Here is a 22,506-nt window from a genome sequence, read left to right on the forward strand (position 1 = left end):
CTATGGCGTTACATTCAGATGAATTGCTTCAAATTACGGTCGCAGCAGCAGAAGACAAAAAAGCGGTACGGGTTGTGGCTTTGAATTTAAAAGAGATTTCTTTGGTAGCGGATTATTTCGTTGTTTGCAGCGGTAATTCGGATACGCAGGTCCAAGCAATTGCAACCGAAATCCGCAAGCAAGCAGAGAAAAACGGGAACCGGATTCGCGGTATCGAAGGCATGGATTCTGCTAGATGGGTACTGATCGATCTCGGTGATGTGATTGTTCACGTATTCCACCGCGATGAACGTGAATATTACAACATTGAGCGGCTATGGTCCGATGCGAAGGTTGTGGAGTTCGCATGAGTTTTGTAGCCGGTACGACTCAAACGTTAAGGGTGGCACGCGAGGTGTCACCCTACGGGTATTTTTTGAGCGACGGAGAATCGGATGTGCTGATGCATTATACAGAGCTTGTGGGCTCTAAGCCGAAAATCGGCGATGATGTGGAAGCTTTCCTGTTCTATGACTCGGAGGATCGTTTGGCGGCAACCATGAATAAGCCATTGCTGCAGCTTGGCGAGCTGGCCCGGCTGCGTGTCGCGGATCTTCATCCAAGGCTTGGCTGTTTTCTGGAAATGGGACTCGGCAGACAGTTGCTGCTTCCCCTTTCGGAGCTGCCGGAGAGTATCGACTACAGACCTCTCCCGGGAGACGAAGTGTTCGTTGTGATGAAGCATGACAAAATCGGAAGGCTTGTTGCTAAGATCGCATTTGAGGAAGAGCTCTCGGAGCTCGTATTCCATGCGCCTGAGAGCTGGAACAACCAATGGGTTGAGGGCTGGGTAACAAAAACGCTGCAGCTCGGTTCGTTTGTCATGATTGACGGCGGCGTTGTAGGCTTTGGCGTCTACGGCCTAATTCCAAGCGCCGAGCGTATTCGTCCGCTTCGGCTTGGTGAGCGAGTGAGTGCCCGGGTCACCTTTATCCGCGAGGACGGCAGAGCAAATCTGTCGATGGCGCAGCGCAAGGAAGTAGGAAGAGTCGAAGATGCAGATCGTATCCTGGCCTTCATGAAAGAACGGCCAGGAGGCGGAATGCCTTACTCCGACGAAACCGATGCTGACATCATTAAACAAAAATTTGGAATCAGCAAAGGCGCATTTAAACGCGCGATAGGTAAGCTGATGCGTGAAAGGCTCGTAACGCAGAAAGGCAGCTGGACATACCTGGCGGAAAATCTGCAAACTGAGGCGGAGGCAAAAACTTCAAGCACCGAGGCAGAAGGGACGGATGGGCAATGACACGCTCATACGGACAGTTTGCAACGGTTTATGATCAGCTCATGGAGGACATGCCTTATGCAGACTGGCTTGGCTTCGCCAGGGCCGGCTGGTCGCGTTACGGAATGATGCCAGCGACCGTAGTTGACCTTGGCTGCGGAACAGGGAGTATCTCCATTCCCCTGGCCCGCTCAGGTTTCCATGTCTACGGCATCGACTTGTCATCCGATATGCTTACAGTTGCCCGCAGCAAATGGGATGAGCCGCCTCAGTTAGTGGCAAGGCCACGCTCAGGCTCTATCCGATGGCTGCAGCAGGATATGCGCGAGTGGGAGCTTCAAGAGCCCGTAGACTCGGTTATATCGTTTTGTGATTGTCTGAATTACTTGACCGAGGAAGCCGATATTGAAGCAGCCTTCCGTGCAACCTATGCGGGCCTCCGCAGCGGCGGAACCTTCTTGTTTGACATGCATCCACAGAAGCAGCTTATTCGTTATGCGGAGGAGCAGCCTTTCGTGCTTGACGAGCGGGATGTCGCGTACATATGGACCTGTGATTTCGAAGAGGAGCGCTGCGAGATCGAGCATCACTTAACGATTTTCTCGCGTGACCAGGATTCGAAATTTTACCGGTTCGAGGAATCGCATGTGCAGCGTGCTTATGATCCGGACTGGATCGAGTCTGCCTTGCGCCGTGCCGGCTTCCAAACGGTTGACCGTTTTGCGGATTTCGAACTGTTTCCACCTAACAGCCAGTCGGAGCGTTTGTTCTTTGCGGCTGTCAAATAACGACATACTATTCATAAAAAATCAGGGCAATCCTACAAGGTAATGAACCTTTTGGATTGCCCTTTTTATCGGCTGATTAAATTATTTCAGGGCTCGCGGCTGCGGAGAACTCTTTCATGTAAATCGAGCTGACTTTCTCTAAAACCTTTCGGCTCTGCTCAATGAATTTCAACTCCGTAACTCGCCCATTCACCAGAAAACTGCCTGACACGGCTTTATTTGTAAGCATATCTGCATCATATAATAAAGCTGCGCCTTTACTTGGCTGAGGGAAGAAAAGCTTTATGATCGGTTTCAAATAAAAGGGGATACCCGAACGTTTGCCTTTTCTAATCGTGTTGTTCGCACCTGGATCCACGCTCAAAATCTTTAAGCCCTCGCCAGCGACCTTAGAAGCAATCTCATAGGACCATAAGGAGAGGGCTAGTTTTGTGGCCGCACAGGGGGCGTACAGCTTCGTAAACTCGTTTGGACGCTCCAACGTATCATTACTCTCATTGATACAAGGATTCTGCAGGGGAACATTGCCTTCGAGGCTTGCGAGAGATCCCGCAAGATGAAAAACGAATGCCGGAGTCGCCTCATAAATCGAAAAAGTAAGCCATGCCAATGGAAATGCTCTGCCGCTGCTCGCCAGTCGCTGTTCGACTAGCGGGCTTTTTGATTTCTCCATGAAATACAACTATATCTAGTTTTTCGCGAAACTTGTCGTTTTTTGAGACTGATTGTAATATTTTATCAGGAGAGTTTTGGTGAACGAGAAGTGCTATCGGAATCTTCGAATCGCATGCTTGTATATTACTAGATCTTGTGTCTCTTAGGCCGATTATTCACGCAGCGCATCTTTCAAACGGCTGTTCATTCCGGCCGCAGCCGATGCTTTTCGCACGGAATCCAGCTTCATTTTCTTTATTTGATCGGCCATTAGCTCATGCTCTTTTTCGAGCATTTCGATATAAGAAAGCAGCTCAGGCAACGTATATCCGGCGTCTTTGAACAGTTTTTCGATCGTTTCCCGCATTTGTTCAGCCGGTGTTTTTATGTTCATTGAAACCTCCACAATAGCAATAAAATGTCACTATCCCATCATATCCGCATCTGTTAAAATAGTCGAGTGCGCCAAAAAAATAGATTAATATTTTCTCCATAATTTTCATTGACTACTCCTATATATTGATGTAGAATCAAAAACATCAACTACATATTGATGTGGATTGGTGCTTTCAATGATTACCATCGGTAAACCTTGAACCGCCGTAGCTGACGGATTTGCTAGTCAGAAGCGCTTTTTGATTGCTTGATTTCAGTAGGGGAGCGAACGCGCTATGCTAGTTGTCTATGATTCCAAAACAGGTAATGTCAAGCGTTTCATTAAAAAATTGAATATGCGGGCAGTGCCAATCGATGAGAAGGCAGCAGTGGACGAGCCGTTCGTGCTGGTCACGTATACAACAGGGTTCGGCCAAGTTCCAGAGAAGGTAACTTCGTTTCTGGAGAACAATGCGGACATGCTTCGCGGCGTTTCTGCCAGCGGCAACCGAAACTGGGGAACCGGCTTCGCGAAAAGCGCAGATACGATCTCTCAAAAGTATGATGTCCCCGTAATTTTGAAGTTTGAATTGTCAGGCACGAATCAAGATACGCAACATTTTGTCGAAAGGGTGCGAACCATTGAAGCATATTGAACTGAATAACGAATTGATGCAGCGCGGTGCAGACGGATTTTACCAGCTGGAAAAAGATAAAGAGGCTGTTGCTGCATTTATGGAAGAAGTGGAAGAGAAGAGCGTGAAGTTCGATTCCCTCAAACACAAGCTAGATTACTTAATCGAGAACGATTATTACGATAATGTATATGAAAAATATACACATGAGCAGGTTGAGGCTGTATTTACGTTAACAGCGAACAGCGGCTTTGAATTTCAGTCCTACATGGCAGCATCGAAGTTCTATAAAGACTATGCGATGAAGACCAACAACAAAGCGCAATACTTAGAGCAATACTCCGACCGTGTAGCGATCGTTGCTTTGCACTTAGGCGAAGGCGACGCAGCAAGAGCACTCCGTATCGCTGAAGCGATGATCGATCAACGCTTGCAGCCAGCAACTCCCACCTTCCTGAATGCGGGCAAGAGCCGTCGCGGTGAGATGGTTTCCTGCTTCCTGCTTGAAATGGACGACTCGCTTAATTCCATCAACTACGTTTTAGGAACATGCATGCAGCTATCCAAAATTGGCGGCGGCGTTGCCGTTAACCTCTCGAAACTTCGCGGACGCGGTGAGCCGATTAAAGGCGTAGAAGGCGCTGCAAAAGGCATCATGCCAGTACTTAAGCTAATGGAGGATGCATTCTCTTACGCAGACCAAATGGGTCAGCGCAAAGGCTCAGGAGCTGGTTATTACAACATCTTCGGCTGGGATATCATCGAATTCCTAGATTGCAAAAAAATTAACGCCGATGAGAAGGCGCGTATTAAAACGTTGTCTATCGGTCTCATTATTCCGAATAAATTTTATGAGCTCGCAGCTCAAAATAAACCGCTATTCGTATTTGGTCCGCATTCCGTTCAGAAAGCATACAACAAGCATCTCGATGACATGGATATGGACGAGATGTACGAAGAATTGCTCGCTAATGAACTGGTAACAAAGAAAAAAGTAATGAACGCACGCGACATGTTGACAAAAATCGCTTCGATTCAGCTTGAATCAGGCTACCCATACATCATGAACAAATCAAATGCTAACAGCGTTCACGCGCTTAAAGATATCGGATCGATTAAAATGTCCAACCTTTGCACGGAAATTTTCCAGCTGCAGGAGACTTCAGAAATAAAAGATTATGGCTTTGATGATGTTATTCAACGCGATATCAGCTGTAACCTTGCTTCGCTAAACATTGTTAATGTTATGGAGCATAAGAAGATAAAAGAGTCCGTACATGTGGGCATCGAAGCATTGACGACGGTCAGCGATTTGTCTAATATCGACAATGCCCCAGGCGTTCGCAAAGCAAACGAGGAGCTTCATTCCGTAGGACTTGGCGCGATGAACTTGAATGGCTATCTAGCGAAAAACAAAATCGCCTACGAAAGCGAAGAAGCAAAGGATTTTGCCGGCGTTTTCTTTATGATGATGAACTACTACTCCCTTGAGCAAAGTATGGAAATCGCCAAAGAACGCGGCATTACCTTCAAAGATTTCGAACGTTCCGAGTATTCGAAGGGAACCTATTTCACTCGTTATGTAGAGACCGATTACCGTCCGAAAACGGATCGAGTCAAGGAATTGTTCGAGGGTATGGAAATCCCTTCACCTGAGGATTGGGCAGCTCTAAAAGCAAAAGTACAAGAGCACGGTTTATACCATGCGTACCGCCTTGCTATTGCGCCAACACAAAGTATTTCGTATATCCAAAACGCAACATCGAGCGTTATGCCGATTGTCGAGCACATCGAGACACGCACGTATGCGAACTCAACAACCTATTATCCGATGCCGTATTTGGCACAGGAAAACTATTTCTACTACAAATCAGCTTACAATATCGATCAATTCAAGCTGATTGATCTTATTGCTGAAATTGGACAGCACGTAGACCAAGGCATTTCATCGGTGCTGCATGTAAATAGTAATGTGACGACTCGCGAACTGGCGCGCTTCTATGTTTACGCTGCACAAAAAGGGCTCAAATCCCTCTATTACACAAGAACGAAGCGGCTTTCCGTTGAGGAATGCACGAGCTGTGCTGTTTAAGTTTTATTTTAATTGATGCTTACGTAGCAAAGAAGGAGCTCATCAAATGAAAGCAGTAAACTGGAACCGCCCGGATGACGATTTCACATTAACATTCTGGCAGCAAAATGTAATGCAATTTTGGACGGATGAAGAAATTCCATTGTCGGACGATAAGATGGATTGGATGGAAATGACAGACGCTGAGCGCACACTCTACAAAAACGTGCTTGGCGGTCTTACGCTGCTTGATACGATTCAAGGCGGTATCGGCATGCCGAAAATTTTGGAGCATGTAGATGGCTTACAGCGTAAAGCAGTGCTGTCCTTTATGTCGATGATGGAACAAATCCATGCCAAATCGTACAGCAGCATTTTCACGACACTGGCATCAGGCGAAGAGATCGACGAGATCTTCGTATGGGTGGAGAAAAACGAACAGTTGCAGAAGAAAGCGAATTTGATTTCTTCCTGGTATTCGAACATTACGGGCCCGAGAGAGCTTTATAAAGCGATGGCTGCGTCCGTATTCTTGGAGAGCTACCTATTCTACAGCGGCTTCTTCTATCCGCTTTATCTGGCTGGTCAAGGTAAAATGACGAGCAGCGGCGAAATTATCGATTTGATTTTGCGTGACGAGAGTATTCATGGCTTATATGTTGGCGTTCTTGCGCAAGAGCTCTTCCAGACCTTTAGCCCTGAAGAGCAAGCAGCGCTTCAAATTGAGATCTATGCGCTCTTAAACGAGCTGTACGAGAACGAGATCATCTACACCGAGCATTTGTATGCTCCACTCGGCTTAGCTGAGGAGGTCAACGTCTACGTCCGCTACAATGCAAATAAAGCGCTTATGAACCTTGGTATGGAGCCTCATTTCCCTGAAGAGTCGGTGAATCCGATCGTGTTTAACGGAATAAGCACGCATACTAAGCAGCATGATTTCTTCTCCAAAAAAGGAAACGGTTATGTACGTACGATTCACGTTGAGCCATTGAATGATGATGATTTCGTATTTAACTTTTAATAGATTCTAGGCTTTATGTTATGGCTAAGCATCTATAGCCACAAGCGTAAACGGCTGTCGCCGTCCTCTGTGGCAAAGCAGTCGTTTCGCGGAGATATATAAGCACATTTATATGTGAAAACATATAAATTCTTATATATGAACAAAGAACCTCCCGCACTACAAGCTTACTTGTAGCTGCGGGGGGTTCTTTGTTTATCTTGTTAAAGAGAGAAGATATTAGGAGAATGGGGGCTACTCAGCCGTGAGAACTTCAGCCGCGAACCCTCGGAAATGCTTTCCAATAAATAGGAAGCAATAACTAATTCAGTTAAATGAGCCTGCAACGGGAGGATCATATTCATGTCATAGCATAAGAACTTTTGTCGAAGTGGTTGTAATAATATTATGAATATAATAAATATATATAAGCGAGGACTTGAAGGAACGCTGCCGGGTAAAGGAGGGAAAGAGTTATGGCATGCGTCGAGAATATCCTCCAAAAAACAATCTAACCGAGGTGTAACCATGTTACGTAAACTTACTGTTATCGGACTCGCTGTCGTCTGCACGTTGTCCATGTCTTTAAGTGCAGCCGCTGCCGAATCCAAAGAGAAGTTGCCAGTGAATACGATTTCTTGGCCAGAAAAGCAAGCGCTTCCAAGTTTCTCGAAGATTAAGCAGCTGGATGTGGCGGATATTTATGATGCGCCTGGCGACATAAAAATTCTGATGGCGTCCTTGCAAGGTATCGTGAATCGCGCCGAGCCCCGCATCTACTTACTTGAGAACAAAGAGGAAGGGGCATTTACTTGGCTGAATGACTTAGATGTTACTTACAAGGTCAGGGACGACTATTGGCAGATCGTCCGTACTTACAAGAAGGAAATCAACGGAATCATTATATACGATCCCAAAGTACCGGACTCCGTTAACGTAGCAACGACGTTGGCCGGCTTGAAAAATGCTGTAGTAGCAAGCCCTGAGCTCGCGCAGAAGCTGCAAGCAGCACCATTCAGCTTGAAAGTATTGGACGATCTTCAAGGGAAATTCAAGGATAGACTTGATGCTTACACATGGCAGTATGAGAATCTATGGAGTCAGACGACGCATCGGATGCTCGTAGGACTTAATCCGGAATCTTCAATCAAGCTTCCGGAAAACCAAGCGGACTTGTTCAAGGTTATTGACGAGGATAAAACACAGGAACGAGACGGTAAAAATAGAAAAGTATATGATCTTGACCTCAGTTCGAGTCTCGGTAAAACGGATGTTTTTCTCCGTTTTGACGATGCGTTTACGCAGGACGGCTGGGGAGCCGCTGTGCATCAGGTTACGATTAAAGCTGACGGGAAGACGATCGCGGAGTTTATTCCGGGTACGCCGGAAGAGGAGCCTTTCTTATACGATCGGCAGAGCTCGCAGGTATCTGCAGGTAACGGAGGACATCGATTCGCCGACAACGGCCGTTACTTTATCTACAAATTCACGCCGCCTGCCGGTACGAAGCAGCTGACGGCTTCTGTGGACATGTGGAATCAATATAAAGTGTCCGTTGGTAACGTGCAACCAGTGTCCTCTGAACAGAAGGAGCCGTACGGCTACCTGCGCGATTATGCGGTAGCGAACAAAGCGATGGTTTTCTGGCTGGATTCCAACGTGCCGAAAGAAAAGGAACTTTTCCAGAAGATTCTCTCGGGCGTAAAGCCGGGCACGCCTTATCTAGGCTGGTTCAGCAATGATACGGACGGAGAGTTCAGCGGCGTCGAGATTACTTCTAATTATGGCGTCTATGTGCTGGCTGCTGATTGGTTCAGCAACCTGACAGTATTCTCCGGTACCAAGGCGAATGCAGTTAAGGCCAAAACAGTGAACACACCTAAGCTTGAGAACAAAATTTACGTAACGTATACATTCAGCGAAGGCGACAACTTCCAATATAATCAGCATAGAATGCGCATCCTATGGGATGATCCAAGCCGAGGAGAGGTTCCGCTGAACTGGACCTCCAGTCCGCTGCTCTACGATGGCGCGCCTGCGATGTTGAATTATTACCGGGAGACCGCTACGGATAACGACCTGCTTATCGCGGGACCGTCCGGCGCCGGATACTTCTATCCGAATGCATGGCCTGCAAAATCATTTGCTGACTTCTTGAAGCAGTCCAATTCGTATATGGAGAAGACTGGCATGACGATACCTTACGTTTTGAACCGTATTAACAGTCAGAACATACCGCTCAGCGAGGCTCATGCTGCTGCCTATATCAAGGAGTATAAGCCTTCGGGGATGTTCCTAAGTTGGGAAGATCGTCATGGCGTAGAGATTGTAGGCGGAAAGCTTCCTGTCTCGACTATTCAAGGCATAAGCACGGTGAAAGACGGCGAGAAGATTCTTGCTGATGCCAAGGCGAAATGGGACGGGAAGTCGCCGTTGTTCATCTCCTTGGGGCTGCTTGCTTGGAGCATGACGCCTTCAGACATCGCTGAGCTGCAAGCGTCGCTCGGACCTGAGTACAAAGCGGTTCGCGCAGATCAGTATTTCTCGTTGATTCGCAGCGCAAACGGGCTGCCAGCTAAGCCTTAATAGAGCTTGCACGATTGAATAGAAGAGGACGCCGTTTGTATCGGTTGTCCTCTCTATTTTTAATATATAAGAATTTATATGTTTTCACATATAAATGTGCTTATATATCTCCGCGAAACGACTACTTTTGCCACAGAGGACGGCGACAGCCGTTTACGCTTGTACAACACTCCTTTTAGCGAAGGAGCTTGAAGAACTTCAGGCACGTATGCCGAAGAAATATAAGGTAAACCCAAGCCCGAAAAACGTTTTCGGGCATAATTTGTTTTCGAACTCTCTTGAAAAAAAGAGAACAAACATATATTATATATAACATAACAAATATACAGAATTTTTGGTGAATAACATGAAAAATGAAAGAATGCCGCTGTATCAGCAAATTCAGGATTATATTAAAGAGCTCATTCAGTCCTCGGGGCTGAAGCAAGGTGATCGGATTCCGACCGAGAAGGAACTCATGGAGCTTTTTAATGTGAGTAAAATTACGGTTGTCAATGCCTTGGCTGGGTTATCGAATGAAGGCTCGATCACCCGCGTTCCAGGAAGAGGCAGTTTCGTAAATAAAGCGAAGATGGAGACGTCCGATACCGGACGCCCGGCAAGCCATCTGCATGAGCAGCGGGAAAGCAGCTTTAGGGAAAAAATAATAGGCATCGTGATGCCGACGATTGAAGATTATTTCTCGATACGTTTGATTGACGGGATGCAGAAAGCTCTGCTTGAAAAAGGATATCGATCTGTGATTCAGTTGTCCGGAGGCCAGCTGGATAAAGAAAAAGAAGCCATAAAGCTGTTTATGGATTTTGGTGTCGAAGGTCTGCTCATTTTCCCGGTTGACGAAGGGCAGTATAACGAAGAAATTTTAAGCATGAAGTTCAGCGGATTTCCGTTTGTGCTAATCGACCGCTTCTTGCCTGGCGTGGAGACGGATTTCATTGCATCGGACGGCCGGATCGGCACGCAGCTTGCGGTAGATTATCTATGGGAGCTGGGTCACCGTGAAATCGCCATATGCTCCGATTCTCCTATTCAGACGGTAACGGTTCAAGAACGAATAGACGGATATATGAACGCTCTTAAAAATAAAGGAGCGCTAATTAATCCCGCGCACATTATTACCGAATTCAGCTTGAGAACATCGGATGATGTTCAAGCTCATCCTTTGTTCAGATATGTGAAAAACCGGATGGCTACCGCCTATATTACATTAAACGGCAGGCTTGGCGCTTATATTCATCAAATGGCTGAGCTGGCAGGGCTTAATGTGCCGCAGGACTTGTCGATCATTACGTTTGATGATTCGACTGCAATCATGGAAGGCGTCACCAACTTCACCCACGTAAAGCAGTTCGAGCATGAGATCGGATTTAAAGCGGCAGAGCTGCTGCTTAACCGCATAAACGCCGATGGGGAGCCTAAGGGGAAATACAACAAAATATTAATAAAACCAGAGTTGATTACCCGTCATACGACAAGTGAATGTAAATAAGAAGATAAGCAAGAAAAGGCTGTTTGGTCTGTCATCCACGATGACAAACCGAACGGCCTTTTCTTATGGCTCGGGAAATTGAGGGAATGATTTACGACTTGGCGAAGGATTCATTTTTTCGAAGAATTGATTTGGAATCGTCAAAACGCTCTTTTAAATACATATTCAATATATTCATATCAAAAACCATTGAAAATCGACAGGATTTATCACCAAATGACAACGAAAATTATATAAAATAGGTTGAAAGGTAGTGGTTAAATGCAATTTTCACTCCTTTTAGTGCTTCTGAATTAACGTTTCGTCATTTATATTCATCTTTTTTGAAATCGACGGTGCAATCAGTATGGATAAAAAGCTTATAAAATTATATTGAATATATAGATATTAAAGGTTATACTGAGGAAGGAAAAACCAACCTTATTCATTTATCGAAAAGAAGGAAAACCCGGTAAGGAGGTCTTGCGCTTGGCCAGAGATCGAAGGGAAGAAAGAACAGGCTTTCAGGAATCTGCTCCCTATCGCGCTGCATATGACTTGCAGACAGATTTCATCATGGTGTATGGGATCGATGATACGATGCCTGAACGGATCCGGCAGTGGAAGGAAAAAGGCTATATCGTTCACTTGATGACCGGAGTGGCATGGGGTAATTACCAAAAATATCTGAATGGCGAAATAGATGGGCGGAGCCACTGGGATGAAGCGCAGACGGACAGAAACGGAGATCACATCATACATGGCGTTACACCAGATATTCCATATATGGTACCGACCCTCTCTTATACGAGTTTTTTGGCAGGACCCATTCGTCTTGCGGTTGATGCGGGCGTTGAAGCGATTCATTTGGAGGAGCCTGAGTTTTGGGTAAACGGCGGCTATTCCGAAGCGTTCAAACGGGAATGGAGGCTGTATTATAAGGAGCCGTGGTCGGCCCCGCACGAATCCCCGGATGCGCAGTTCAGAGCTTCGAAGCTAAAAGCGTACTTATACACGCGCAGTCTGGATCGTTTGTGCACGGAATTAAAGGAATATGCTTTGACGACGTATGGCCGGGACTTACGATTTTATGTCCCAACGCACAGTCTGATCAACTACACGCAATGGAGAATCGTCAGTCCGGAGTCGCAGTTGCTCGACCTTCCCTCCATTGACGGTTACATTGCCCAGATTTGGACCGGAACCTCAAGGACGGCCAATGTATACCACGGCATACGGAAAGAAAGGACTTTTGAAACCGCCTATCTCGAATATGGCATCATGCAGGAGCTGGTCAGGGGTACGGACCGGCGGATGTGGTTTCTACATGATCCGATCGAAGACAATCCGAACTATACATGGACGGATTATAAGCAGAACTACTTCCAGATCGTTACAGCATCGCTCCTGCATCCAGCCGTTTCCCATTATGAGGTGTCCCCATGGCCGAAACGGGTTTTTGAAGGGAAATACCCTTCGGAGGATGGAAAAGGGAAAGAAGGAATCCCGCCGGAGTATGCAACGACGCTGTTGAACGTAATGCACACGCTTGGGAATATGGAACAAGAGCTGGAGCAGACGGACGAAACGATGCAGCAAGTCGGGGTTTTGATTGCGGATTCGGCTATGTTTCAGCGTTTAAGGATGGACGACCAAGCGCCTGACCAACTCACTAAATATGATGGTACAAATCCAGAGGCCTTCGGAATGGATGGGGATACGGAGATGCTTGATTTCTCCCCTTTCTACGGGCTCGCGCTGCCCTTGCTCAAACACGGAATTCCGGTTCGCCCTGTCCAGCTCGACAACGTGCGGCGGTTCCCCCATTACTTGAAGGACTATCGGGTGCTGCTGCTCAGCTACGAATTTATGAAACCGGAATATCCGGATCTTCATTTCGCTTTAGCCGGATGGGTCAGGAACGGAGGCGCGCTGGTGTATGTCGGAGACGACTCCGATGCGTACCACAGCATTCGCGCTTGGTGGAATGAGGGCGGTTCGGATTATTATTCTCCCCGCGAGCATCTATTTGAGCAGTTGGACCTGCAGGGAGCTGGGAACGGCGTATTTCATGCAGGCAAAGGTGCAGTCGGTTATCTAGCCGTTGCCCCCGATGAATGTGCGAAATCGGTTGAAGGCGCTGCAGCCTTACGCAGGACGGTTGCGGAGACGATTAAAGCACTCGGAGATCCGGGTTTCCAGCTGCAGCCAAAGCATTATTTCCAGATGCGGCGCGGTCCTTATATCATTGCAGCCGTACTGGATGAATCGATTGCGGATACGCCGCTAACGATTTCGGGCCAATTGGTCGATCTGTTCGATCCAGCGCTTTCCGTGCTGCAAGAAGTTAAGATTGAAGCCGGTGAACAAGCATTTTTGTTCGATTTGGAGAAAGGCCGGCCTGTTGACGTTGCAATCGGCTGTATCGCAGCGTCATCGCGGATCGAAGCACTCACCTTGAGTGAAGCGGGATTTGAATTTCAGGTAAAGGGACCCGGAAATATGCGGGCGGCGGCGCGATTCTATTGTCCGCGCCAGCCAGTATCTGCCGTACTGGATTACCGTGGCGAGACGGAATCGATTCCGTTCGAGTGGGATGCGGCTTCGGAAACGGTTTTACTCCAGTATTACCATTTGAGCGATACTGATGTCGTAGTGAAAGTAAACTTTGAAGCTTGATCATTTTCTGAAAAAGGAGACAGGATATGCCATATGAAATTGTAAGGCCGGAGCAGATGAAATCGATGATAAATGAGTGGAAGGAACAAATTTATATACCGCTGGAGGATTTGCGCGTTACGGCTTGGGTGACGCCGGAACCTGTTCCCTATGAACAGCGAAAGTCTGGACGGCTCGTAGAACTCTCGCCCGGTGATCGATGGGGAAATTTGTGGGACTGCGCTTGGTTTCATTTTAGCGGCAAGCTGCCGGAATCCGCCAAAGGCGCCAAGATCGTATTGCTCATCGATATAAACGGCGAGCTGTGCCTTGTCGACGACGAGGGCTCACCGGTGCAGGGATTGACGAACATCAACTCGGAATACGATTATTCCCTTGGCTTGCCGGGCAAACGGGTCGTTCACGTGAGCGAATCGTCAACAGGTAAAGAGACGGTCGATCTGTGGGGCGATGGGGGCTGCAATGATTTATTCGGGCGTTTCCGCAGCGGGACGCTGAAAGAAGCCAGTATCGCCGTATGCCGGGAGGAAGTACGGCAGCTCTATTACGATGCTGAGGTACTGCTTGAAACGGCGGAACGGCTGCACGCCGGCTCGGCGCGGAAAGAACGGATACTGCAGGCATTGTATGAGGTATCTCTGCTGCTTACCGAATTGTCAGATGACCGTGTCGGCAAAGCAAGGCAAATACTTGGCGATCAGCTTGCGAAACGAGGCGGAGACCCGGTACTGAAGATTAGCGCCGTCGGCCATGCGCATCTCGACCTGGCCTGGCTTTGGCCGATCCGTGAAACCATCCGTAAAGGCGCGAGAACCTTCTCGACGGCGCTGCGCATGATGGAACGATACCCAGACTATGTGTTCGGAGCGAGCCAGCCCCAGCTCTATGATTGGATGAAGAAGCATTATCCTAAGCTGTACGAGCAGATCGGACAGCGTGTGAGGGAAGGGCGCTGGGAGCTTCAGGGTGCAATGTGGGTAGAATCGGATACGAATGTGCCCGGCGGAGAATCGCTTGTCCGGCAGATTTTGTACGGGAAGCGGTATTTTCAGAAGGAATTCGGTCAAGAGATGAAATCGCTGTGGATGCCGGATGTATTCGGGTATACCGCGAGCCTGCCGCAGCTGCTGAAAAAATCAGGCGTCGATTACATGATGACGCAGAAGCTGTCCTGGAGCGTGTATAACAAACATCCTCACCATACCTTTATGTGGCAGGGTATCGACGGTACGGAGGTGCTGATGCACATGCCGCCGGAAGATACATACAACAGCCCGGCAGCGCCGCGCTCCATTATAAAGGCGGAAACGGAATATTTGGATAAAAACGTGTCGGACAACTGTCTCATGCTTTTCGGAATCGGAGATGGCGGCGGAGGTCCTGGTGAAGAGCATCTGGAACGGCTGGCCCGCGAGAAAAATTTGCTTGGTTTGAGTCCAGTAGAGCAAGAGCCGTCTTCGGTCTTTTTCGAGAAGCTGAATGAAGGCAAGGATCGCTATCAAACATGGCGCGGAGAGTTGTATCTGGAGAAGCATCAGGGAACGTTAACGAGCCAAGCACGCAACAAATGGTACAACCGAAAGCTGGAGAAAGCGCTGCGGGAGCTGGAGTTTGCCGCGGTGCTTGCCGGAATGGCGAATGGGAACCCGTATCCGGCAGAGGAGCTGGAGGAGATCTGGAAAGAGGTATTGCTGTACCAGTTCCATGATATTTTACCGGGCTCCTCGATTAAACGGGTATATGATGAGTCGCTTGAACGTTATGCGATACTGCAGGAACGTGTCGAGAGCATGATTGCCGAAACCTACGGAACATTGGCTAGGCAGCTGCCTGAGGAAGGTGGAGGCAAGCAGCTCGCCGTGTTTAACTCCTTGTCTTGGGAACGCAATGAATGGGTGAAGAAGGACGGGCAATGGATGCGCGTAAGCGTGCCGTCGATGGGATACGCGACCGCAGAACCGATTGCAGCTTCAGAGGCAGCAGCCGAGTCAGCGGCCGCGGCGGAAGTGAGAATGGTATCTTCGGTTCCGGAGCCGCAGGCTCAAGCTTCAGCCCGTTTCGTGGAAAACGATCTTCTTGCGATCACTCTGGCAGCAGACGGCTCGATCGCGTCGATTTACGATAAGGAGCACCGGCGGGAAGTTGTTCAGCGGGACCAGCGCGCCAATGAACTGCGCATTTATCATGATTCGGGTGACGCATGGGATTTCCGCCAGGATTACCGCCAGACTGGCGGGATGCTGCTTCTGCCGGACGAAACCGCTGAATTCACAGATGGTCCCACGTCAGGTCTTATACAACGGTACCGGTTCGGGGAGTCCGTGTTAACGCAAAAAATTGTGCTGACCCAAGGCAGCAGAAGAATCGATTTCGCAACCGAAGTCGATTGGCGGGAATCAGGAAAAATGCTCCGCACGGCTTTCCCGGTAAATGTACGTACAGAAAGCGTCAGCTGCGAAATCCAGTTCGGCTATTTGAAGCGTCCGACCCACCGCAATACGATGTGGGATTACGCTAAGGATGAAATTTGCGCCCATCATTGGGTAGACCTCTCGGAACCGGATTACGGCGTAGCGCTGCTTAACGATTGCAAGTATGGGCACCGCGCGGATGGAAATGTGCTCGATTTAAACCTTTTGCGCAGCACTTCCAGTCCCGACCCCGAAGCGGATCGGGCGATGCATACCTTCACTTATTCGCTCTATCCGCATCAAGGAGACCATGTGCAAGCCGAGGTCTACAAGCAAGGCTATGAGTTGAATATCCCGCTGCGGCTAATCGCTATTCCGCAGTCCGATGATTCAGACAGACTTCCGGCATCGCAGATGTTTCTGCATCCGAATCACCCGAATGTCATGGTGGAAGCCGTAAAGAAGGCAGAGGACGGAGAGGATCTCATCGTCCGGATGTACGAAACGGCGGGGACAAGCGTGCAAACGCCGTTGTCCTTCGGATTCCATGTCGAGAAGGCATGGCTGGCTGATTTGATGGAGGAAAAAATCGAATCCCTACCTTTGGACGGTGGAAAAGTAGAGCTTACTTTTACCCCGTTTGAGATCAAAACGCTGCGATTGACACATCAAGCTACGATTCTTAAGTAAAGGAGGTACGGCTTATGATAGCATCTCTGCTGTGGAAGAGGATCTGGCAGCATAAAGTGTTTTACTTATTTCTGCTGCCCGGCATCGTCTGGTTTTTCATCTTTTCCTATGTTCCCTTATTCGGTATTCAGGTAGCTTTCCGGGATTACACCTTCTCGGGAGGCTTTACCGGAAGCCCATGGGCCGGGATGAAATATTTTCAGCAATTTTTCGATTATTACAAGTTCGAAGAGATCCTTCGCAATACGATTATCATCAGCTTCCTGAAGCTGGCGATCGGTTTCCCGATGCCGATTGTGCTGGCGATTCTATTAAACGAGGTTCGAAACCTTAAATTTCAGAAAACCGTGCAAACGCTTTCCTACCTGCCGCATTTCGTTTCCTGGATTGTCGTCGTCACCCTGATGCAGCGGCTTTTAACGTTAAATGGCGGTCCGGTTAACGAGATGTTGATGGCTCTTGGCATGAAGCCTATCCAATTCCTGTACAACACATCATGGTTCTATCAAGTCATCGTCGGTTCGGAAATCTGGAAGAGCATCGGCTGGAACTCCATCATTTATATGGCCGCGATTGCCGGCATTGATCAGCAGTTGTATGAAGCGGCAAAGATTGACGGAGCGAACCGGTTCAGGCAAATTTGGCATGTGACGCTGCCGGGTGTACGCAATATCGCTATAATTCTTTTCATTCTATCGATCGGAAGCTTGATGAGCGCCGGATACGAGCAGCTTCTCCTTCTAAGCGGACCGGCTACTGCCGGAATCGGCAGCGTTCTGGATGTGCATGTCATTCAATCCGGCATAAGCGAGGGCAGGCTCAGCTACGCGGCTGCGGTGGGACTGTTCCAAAGCGTCATTGGCTTGATTCTGATTCTGACGGTCAACCGAATCGCTCGCAAAGCCAGCGACGTATCCCTCTTCTAAAGGAAGTGACGAGATGAAACGCCATTTGTCCATTTTCACGACAATCAACTATATTTTTCTGGCTTTGGTCGGATTTTCGATGATTTACCCGTTCATTTACATTCTCGTTTACTCGTTGAACGACGGGAAAGATTCGATGCTCGGCGCCTTATATTTCCTGCCGCGCAAACTCACGCTGGATAATTACGCGGAGGTGTTTGAAAACGCCCGCATTTGGAAGGCATACAAAATCACGTTGATGCGGACGCTTCTAGGCACTTTCCTGCATGTGGGGCTAAGTACGTTGATGGCGTACGCCTTGTCCAAAAAGTCGCTGCCGGGGAGATCGTTTTTCGCTTTCTATATTTTCCTGCCGACCATCTTCAGCGCGGGTTTCATTCCGTTTTTTATCACCCTTCAAAAGCTTCATTTGATCAACACCTTCTGGGTGTACGTCATTCCAATGCTGTTTAACTTCATGCACATTGTCATCATTCGAACCTTCTTGCAAGGAATACCCGAGGAGCTGGAGGAGTCGGCACGGATTGACGGGTACGGTGATTTTCAGATTTTCATGCGCATCATTTTGCCGCTTTCGGGTCCGGTGCTTGCGACGATCTCATTATTTATCGGCGTCGCCCACTGGAACGATTGGTTTACGGGCGCCTACTACGTGTCGGATAAAGATTTGATTCCCGTACAAACGCTGCTGCAGGAGATGCTGACGCAAGCGGAGGCTTTATCTTCTTCCATGCAGCGATCGGCGCAGCAGGGCGGCCAGACCATCAGCGGCAGCGCGGCCGGATCCACGCCGGAATCGCTTCGGATGGCACTGCTCGTTATTACCGTTTTCCCGATCCTTTGCATCTATCCGTTCTTGCAGCGGTATTTCGTAAAGGGTGTCATGATCGGCTCGGTTAAAGGATAACGGTCCGCTCCAAGGACTTTATCATATAACATAACTCGAAATGGAGGGTTAATATGAAGAAGATTTGGTACAAAGGGGCAAAAGTTTTACTGGCAGCGGCACTATTTACCGGCGTTTTGGCAGGCTGTATGAACAAGGAGGAATCCGAAAACGAGGGTGCTAACGGGGGCACTACGGGAACGAAGGAAGTCACACTGAAAGTCCTTCATAACTGGAACGGTTCCTCGGGAGCAGAGGTTGACATGACACCTGTAGAGAAAGTCATCAAAGAGAAGACCGGGGTCACCGTGGAATGGGAATATACGACAGGCAGCGAAACCGAGAAGGTGAATGCGATCTTCGCTACGCAGGATCTGCCCGATATTTATACGGGTCCGGCATGGGGCGGTGAGCTTGACGGCATGATTAAAGCGGCTAAGGAAGATCAGCTGGTCGACCTTTCGGATAAGCTGGACAAATATCCGAACCTGGCGAAGTCGATCGCCAAAGAGAACGTGCCGCCTGCATTGTACGAGAAGGGTATCGATGCATATGACGGCAAGAAATATTTGCTGCTGCAGAACCAGCCTGCCACGGATAAGGACGGCACGGATTGGTTGTACGGTTTCTACGTCCGCAAAGATATCGCGGAGGCTATCGGAGTCGACCCGCAATCCGTCAAAACGAAAGACGACTTTTATCAATTTCTGAAGAAGATCCAGGATGCGAACCTGCAGGCGAACGGCCAACCGGTTATACCGCTTGGGGGATTCAGTAACGGCTGGGCCGTGGGAATCGCCAATACAATGTTTTATGGCGGCGCCGGCTATGTCGACAAAGGCGACGGCACACTCGAGAACAGCTTCTTCTCCAAAGGGTATGACGAGTATACGTTGTATTATCGCAAGCTGCTGTCCGAAGGGCTGTTGGATGCTGAAGCTTTCACCCAAACGGATCCGATTGCGAAAGAGAAAATATTGCAGGGACGCGTCGCGGTTCTTGCCGCTCATTACCCCGCTATTCTTGATGCATCCAAGGAATACGTCAAGTCGAATCCGGGCAGCGACTACGTGCCTGTAGGTCCATTGGAGCGGGCAGGCGCGGAGCCTAACCGTCCGGTCGATCTGGGGATTCAAGGCAATAACGTAACGGCGATTACAAAAGCGTGCAAAGACGTGGACGCTGCGCTGCGTCTTCTGGATTATCTCGCTTCCGATGAAGGCTTCATGCTCGTTCGTTACGGCGTTCAAGGCGTGCACTGGGATATGGAGAACGGCAAGCCGACAGCGAAGAAGGAATGGTTCGATAAATTTGCGGCTGATACATCGGGTAAGCTGCTCGCGCGCAAAAACGAAGGAATCGATATCGGTTTTAATTCCATGTCGGGGATGGATCGTATTAATTCCGTGGGAGGCGGCGACATCTGGCTGGATCAAGAGCGGATTGCCGCAATGGATAATGCCCGTAAAATTTTACGTCCGGACGGCATCAAGGTGATTACCGCCTATAATCCTGGTGATGTCATCATCAAGTCCGAACAGTGGGAGATGCTGAAGCCTTCGATGGACAAAACAGGCGATGCATGGAAAGAGGCGGTATACGCCAAATCGGATGAAGCGGCGCTGAAAATTTTGAATGAGCTCCGCGATCAAATGCGAAAAACCGGCTATGAAGAGGCAATGAAGTTTACGAATGACAGCCTGAAAGGCAAAGAAGTCGTTATGATGCAGATGCCGAACTGATTTGGGCTGCTGGGGGAGCGGTTTCGCTCTCCCTTTAATTATGGAAACAGAGGAGATGTTTACAGTGTCCCACCCTTTTAGACCCCCCTCCGTACCGCTCATTGCGGTAGATCCTTACTTCAGCGTCTGGTCGGCGGCGGATCAGCTATCCGATGATCATACGAAGCATTGGACCAACAAACGCAACAGCATGACTGGCATCATCAGGATCGATGGCAAGCCAAGCCTTTTTATGGGGAAGATCGAGCTGTCTGAAGATACAAATGATAACGAACCGGCAGCGATGCAGCAAACAAGCTTGAAGGTTGAAGCTTTAACCAGCACGTATACGTTTGAAGCGGACGGTATTGAGCTGGAGGCGGTATTTGCTACCCCGCTGCTTCTTGATGATTTGGATGTATTATCAAGACCGGTTTCCTACATGACGTTCCGTGTTCGTTCGATAGACGGCAGGTCGCATGACGTTAAGGTATATGTCGATTTATCCGCTGACTTGTGCGTGAATACAGGGGATCAATCCGTAGGCTGGTCGCGCAAAACAATCAATGGCAATATCACCGCCATGCGTATGGGTACCGATGAACAGCCGGTATTAGCGCGTACCGGAGACGATACGAGGATCGACTGGGGATACGTTTATTTGGCAGCGCCAGAGACAAGCAGTCTTGAAACAACGATTCATTCTTATCAGGTAAGAAAACAGTTCTTGGAAACCGGCGGATTGCCGCAGGGAGACGATGAATCTCAACCGCGCCCCGCTGCGGAAAATACGCCGGTCATGGCTGCCGTATTGGATTTCAATCTGGTAAATGAACGGCAAGCATCACAATACGTGATCGCTGCGTATGATGACATTCAGTCGATCGAATATTTTGGCAAGAGATTGTATGCCTATTGGCGCAGGACAGGGATGACGTTCGAGGAAATGTTGGCTTTGGCTGTGGAGCAATATGAAGAAATCCAAACGAAATGCGATACTTTCAACCATAAGCTGACCCAGGAGAGCGGAATGGCGGGCGGTGACAGCTATACGAATTTGCTATCGCTTGCATACCGGCAGGCCATTGCGGCGCATAAGCTGGTAAGCGATGAAAACGGAGATATCTTGTTTTTCTCCAAAGAAAACTTCAGCAACGGCTGCATCGCCACCGTGGATGTCAGCTACCCGTCAATTCCGTTGTTTTTGCTCTATAATCCCGAGCTGGTTAAGGGCATGATGAGGCCGATATTCAGATATGCGGACAGCGAGGCTTGGAAGTTTAATTTTGCTCCGCATGATGTGGGCTGTTACCCGAAAGCTAACGGTCAAGTATACGGCGAGAATGAGCCGGAAAACCAGATGCCGATTGAAGAATGCGGGAATATGCTCATTATGGCCGCTGCGGTTTGCTTGTATGAGAAAGATGCGGGCTTTGCCAGAGAACATTGGGATCTTTTGACAAAGTGGGCCGGTTATCTAAAAGAACATGGAATGGACCCGGACAATCAATTGTGCACAGATGATTTTGCCGGCCATTTGGCTCATAATACGAACCTTTCGATTAAAGCGATCATCGGGATCGGCGCCTATTCCATTTTATGCAAAATGCTAGGGGAGGAAGAGGCGGACGTTTATTATGAAGCGGCTGAAGAAATGGCTGCCAACTGGTCGAGTATGGCGAAGGCAGGCGATCATTACAAGCTAACCTTTGACAGCACGCCGGAAACTTGGAGTTTGAAGTATAATCTGATTTGGGACCGTCTATTCGGGCTTCACCTGTTTCCGGAAAATATTATCGAGGAAGAAATACGTTATTATACTACCAAACAAAATAAGTACGGTGTTCCGCTCGATAGCAGAAACACGTATACGAAGCTGGATTGGCTCGTTTGGTGCGCAGCCATGGCGGAGTCCAAAGCAGATTTTGAACAGATGATTGATCCAATACTGCATTTCTTGAACGAATCTCCCAGCCGGGTTCCAATGACCGATTGGTATGATACGTTGACGGGCGAGCAGTTGAACTTTCAAAACCGCTCTGTCGTCGGCGGCCTTTTTATCCGGTTATTGCGTCCTGTTTCATCCTAATTTGCACCATAACAATCGCTCCTTGTCTGGTCCCTAGCGGCCGGCTGGGAGCGATTTTTTTTATAGTAACCGAAATATGATCGGGAAAAAATAAATGAGAGTCGCTTTAATTCCGCTCCGAACGACGTGTTTGAAAAAGGATGTCAATCGTCTGTGAAAATGTCACTTTAACTGTTCGATGAAAATGTCACTTGCTAAAATGGAGGCCGCCCTTACCAGGAGGCCTCTGAAAAACCGTTGTGCTGTGAATACATAGC

Annotated in this window: 16 protein-coding genes; 14 read left to right on the top strand and 2 right to left on the bottom strand. The window is 48.5% G+C overall.

The annotated features are described in order from the left end of the window. The first annotated feature begins 2 nt into the window (after positions 1 to 2). The 3 genes from rsfS to RCO25_RS23060 are packed head-to-tail and all read left to right on the top strand — an operon-like array spanning position 3 to position 2,055. Positions 3 to 350 carry a ribosome silencing factor gene (gene rsfS, locus RCO25_RS23050; RefSeq protein WP_308998470.1) on the top strand — a complete coding sequence of 116 codons (348 nt, stop codon included), beginning with the start codon at positions 3 to 5 and terminating at the stop codon, positions 348 to 350. Further along, positions 347 to 1,288 (top strand): CvfB family protein, encoded by a 942-nt coding sequence (locus RCO25_RS23055; RefSeq protein ID WP_308998471.1) that lies wholly within the window; start codon positions 347 to 349, stop codon positions 1,286 to 1,288. The genes rsfS and RCO25_RS23055 overlap by 4 nt, the downstream gene beginning before the upstream one ends. After that, on the top strand, positions 1,285 to 2,055 hold the full coding sequence (locus tag RCO25_RS23060; RefSeq protein WP_308998472.1) for a class I SAM-dependent DNA methyltransferase: 771 nt from the start codon (positions 1,285 to 1,287) through the stop codon (positions 2,053 to 2,055). Before RCO25_RS23055 ends, RCO25_RS23060 begins: the two co-directional genes overlap by 4 nt. Before the next feature lie 76 nt (positions 2,056 to 2,131). Here the strand turns inward: RCO25_RS23060 and RCO25_RS23065 are convergent, their stop codons facing one another. Together RCO25_RS23065 and RCO25_RS23070 are read right to left on the bottom strand one after the other, a co-directional pair. Beyond that, the gene (locus RCO25_RS23065; protein ID WP_308998473.1) at positions 2,132 to 2,728 is read right to left on the bottom strand and encodes a Rossmann-fold NAD(P)-binding domain-containing protein; all 597 of its coding nucleotides are present in this window, start codon (positions 2,726 to 2,728) and stop codon (positions 2,132 to 2,134) included. Between the two features lie 153 nt (positions 2,729 to 2,881). Next, the gene (locus RCO25_RS23070) at positions 2,882 to 3,103 is read right to left on the bottom strand and encodes a hypothetical protein (RefSeq protein ID WP_308998474.1); all 222 of its coding nucleotides are present in this window, start codon (positions 3,101 to 3,103) and stop codon (positions 2,882 to 2,884) included. Positions 3,104 to 3,380: 277 nt separating this feature from the next. Here RCO25_RS23070 and nrdI point away from each other — a divergent pair, with 277 nt between their 5' ends. From nrdI to RCO25_RS23125, 11 genes are all read left to right on the top strand, one after another. Then, entirely contained in the window at positions 3,381 to 3,740 is a 360-nt protein-coding gene (nrdI, locus tag RCO25_RS23075) for a class Ib ribonucleoside-diphosphate reductase assembly flavoprotein NrdI (protein ID WP_308998475.1), read from the top strand. After that, entirely contained in the window at positions 3,727 to 5,811 is a 2,085-nt protein-coding gene (gene nrdE, locus RCO25_RS23080; protein ID WP_308998476.1) for a class 1b ribonucleoside-diphosphate reductase subunit alpha, read from the top strand. Before nrdI ends, nrdE begins: the two co-directional genes overlap by 14 nt. 46 nt (positions 5,812 to 5,857) lie before the next feature. Continuing rightward, a complete protein-coding gene (nrdF, locus tag RCO25_RS23085; protein WP_308998477.1) occupies positions 5,858 to 6,814 on the top strand; it encodes a class 1b ribonucleoside-diphosphate reductase subunit beta in 957 nt (318 codons plus the stop codon). A gap of 507 nt (positions 6,815 to 7,321) precedes the next feature. After that, positions 7,322 to 9,379, top strand: coding sequence for a GxGYxYP domain-containing protein (locus RCO25_RS23090; RefSeq protein WP_308998478.1), 2,058 nt, complete (start codon positions 7,322 to 7,324; stop codon positions 9,377 to 9,379). Positions 9,380 to 9,725: 346 nt separating this feature from the next. Beyond that, positions 9,726 to 10,868, top strand: a complete 1,143-nt coding sequence (locus RCO25_RS23095; protein ID WP_308998479.1) for a GntR family transcriptional regulator — start codon at positions 9,726 to 9,728, stop codon at positions 10,866 to 10,868. A 468-nt stretch (positions 10,869 to 11,336) separates the two neighbouring features. Further along, positions 11,337 to 13,526 carry a hypothetical protein gene (locus RCO25_RS23100; RefSeq protein ID WP_308998480.1) on the top strand — a complete coding sequence of 730 codons (2,190 nt, stop codon included), beginning with the start codon at positions 11,337 to 11,339 and terminating at the stop codon, positions 13,524 to 13,526. 26 nt (positions 13,527 to 13,552) lie between these two features. After that, positions 13,553 to 16,627 carry an alpha-mannosidase gene (locus tag RCO25_RS23105; protein WP_308998481.1) on the top strand — a complete coding sequence of 1,025 codons (3,075 nt, stop codon included), beginning with the start codon at positions 13,553 to 13,555 and terminating at the stop codon, positions 16,625 to 16,627. A 14-nt stretch (positions 16,628 to 16,641) separates the two neighbouring features. Next, complete coding sequence (locus tag RCO25_RS23110) at positions 16,642 to 17,553, top strand: ABC transporter permease (RefSeq protein ID WP_308998482.1); 912 nt, start codon at positions 16,642 to 16,644, stop codon at positions 17,551 to 17,553. A 13-nt stretch (positions 17,554 to 17,566) separates the two neighbouring features. Continuing rightward, positions 17,567 to 18,460 carry a carbohydrate ABC transporter permease gene (locus RCO25_RS23115; protein ID WP_308998483.1) on the top strand — a complete coding sequence of 298 codons (894 nt, stop codon included), beginning with the start codon at positions 17,567 to 17,569 and terminating at the stop codon, positions 18,458 to 18,460. Between the two features lie 53 nt (positions 18,461 to 18,513). Then, the gene (locus tag RCO25_RS23120; RefSeq protein ID WP_308998484.1) at positions 18,514 to 20,181 is read left to right on the top strand and encodes a type 2 periplasmic-binding domain-containing protein; all 1,668 of its coding nucleotides are present in this window, start codon (positions 18,514 to 18,516) and stop codon (positions 20,179 to 20,181) included. A gap of 55 nt (positions 20,182 to 20,236) precedes the next feature. After that, positions 20,237 to 22,249: a glutaminase family protein gene (locus tag RCO25_RS23125; protein ID WP_374992152.1), complete on the top strand. Its 2,013-nt coding sequence runs from the start codon at positions 20,237 to 20,239 to the stop codon at positions 22,247 to 22,249. Positions 22,250 to 22,506 lie beyond the last annotated feature (257 nt).

The organism is Paenibacillus sp. LHD-38 (assembly GCF_031157315.1).
GTDB lineage: Bacteria > Bacillota > Bacilli > Paenibacillales > Paenibacillaceae > Pristimantibacillus.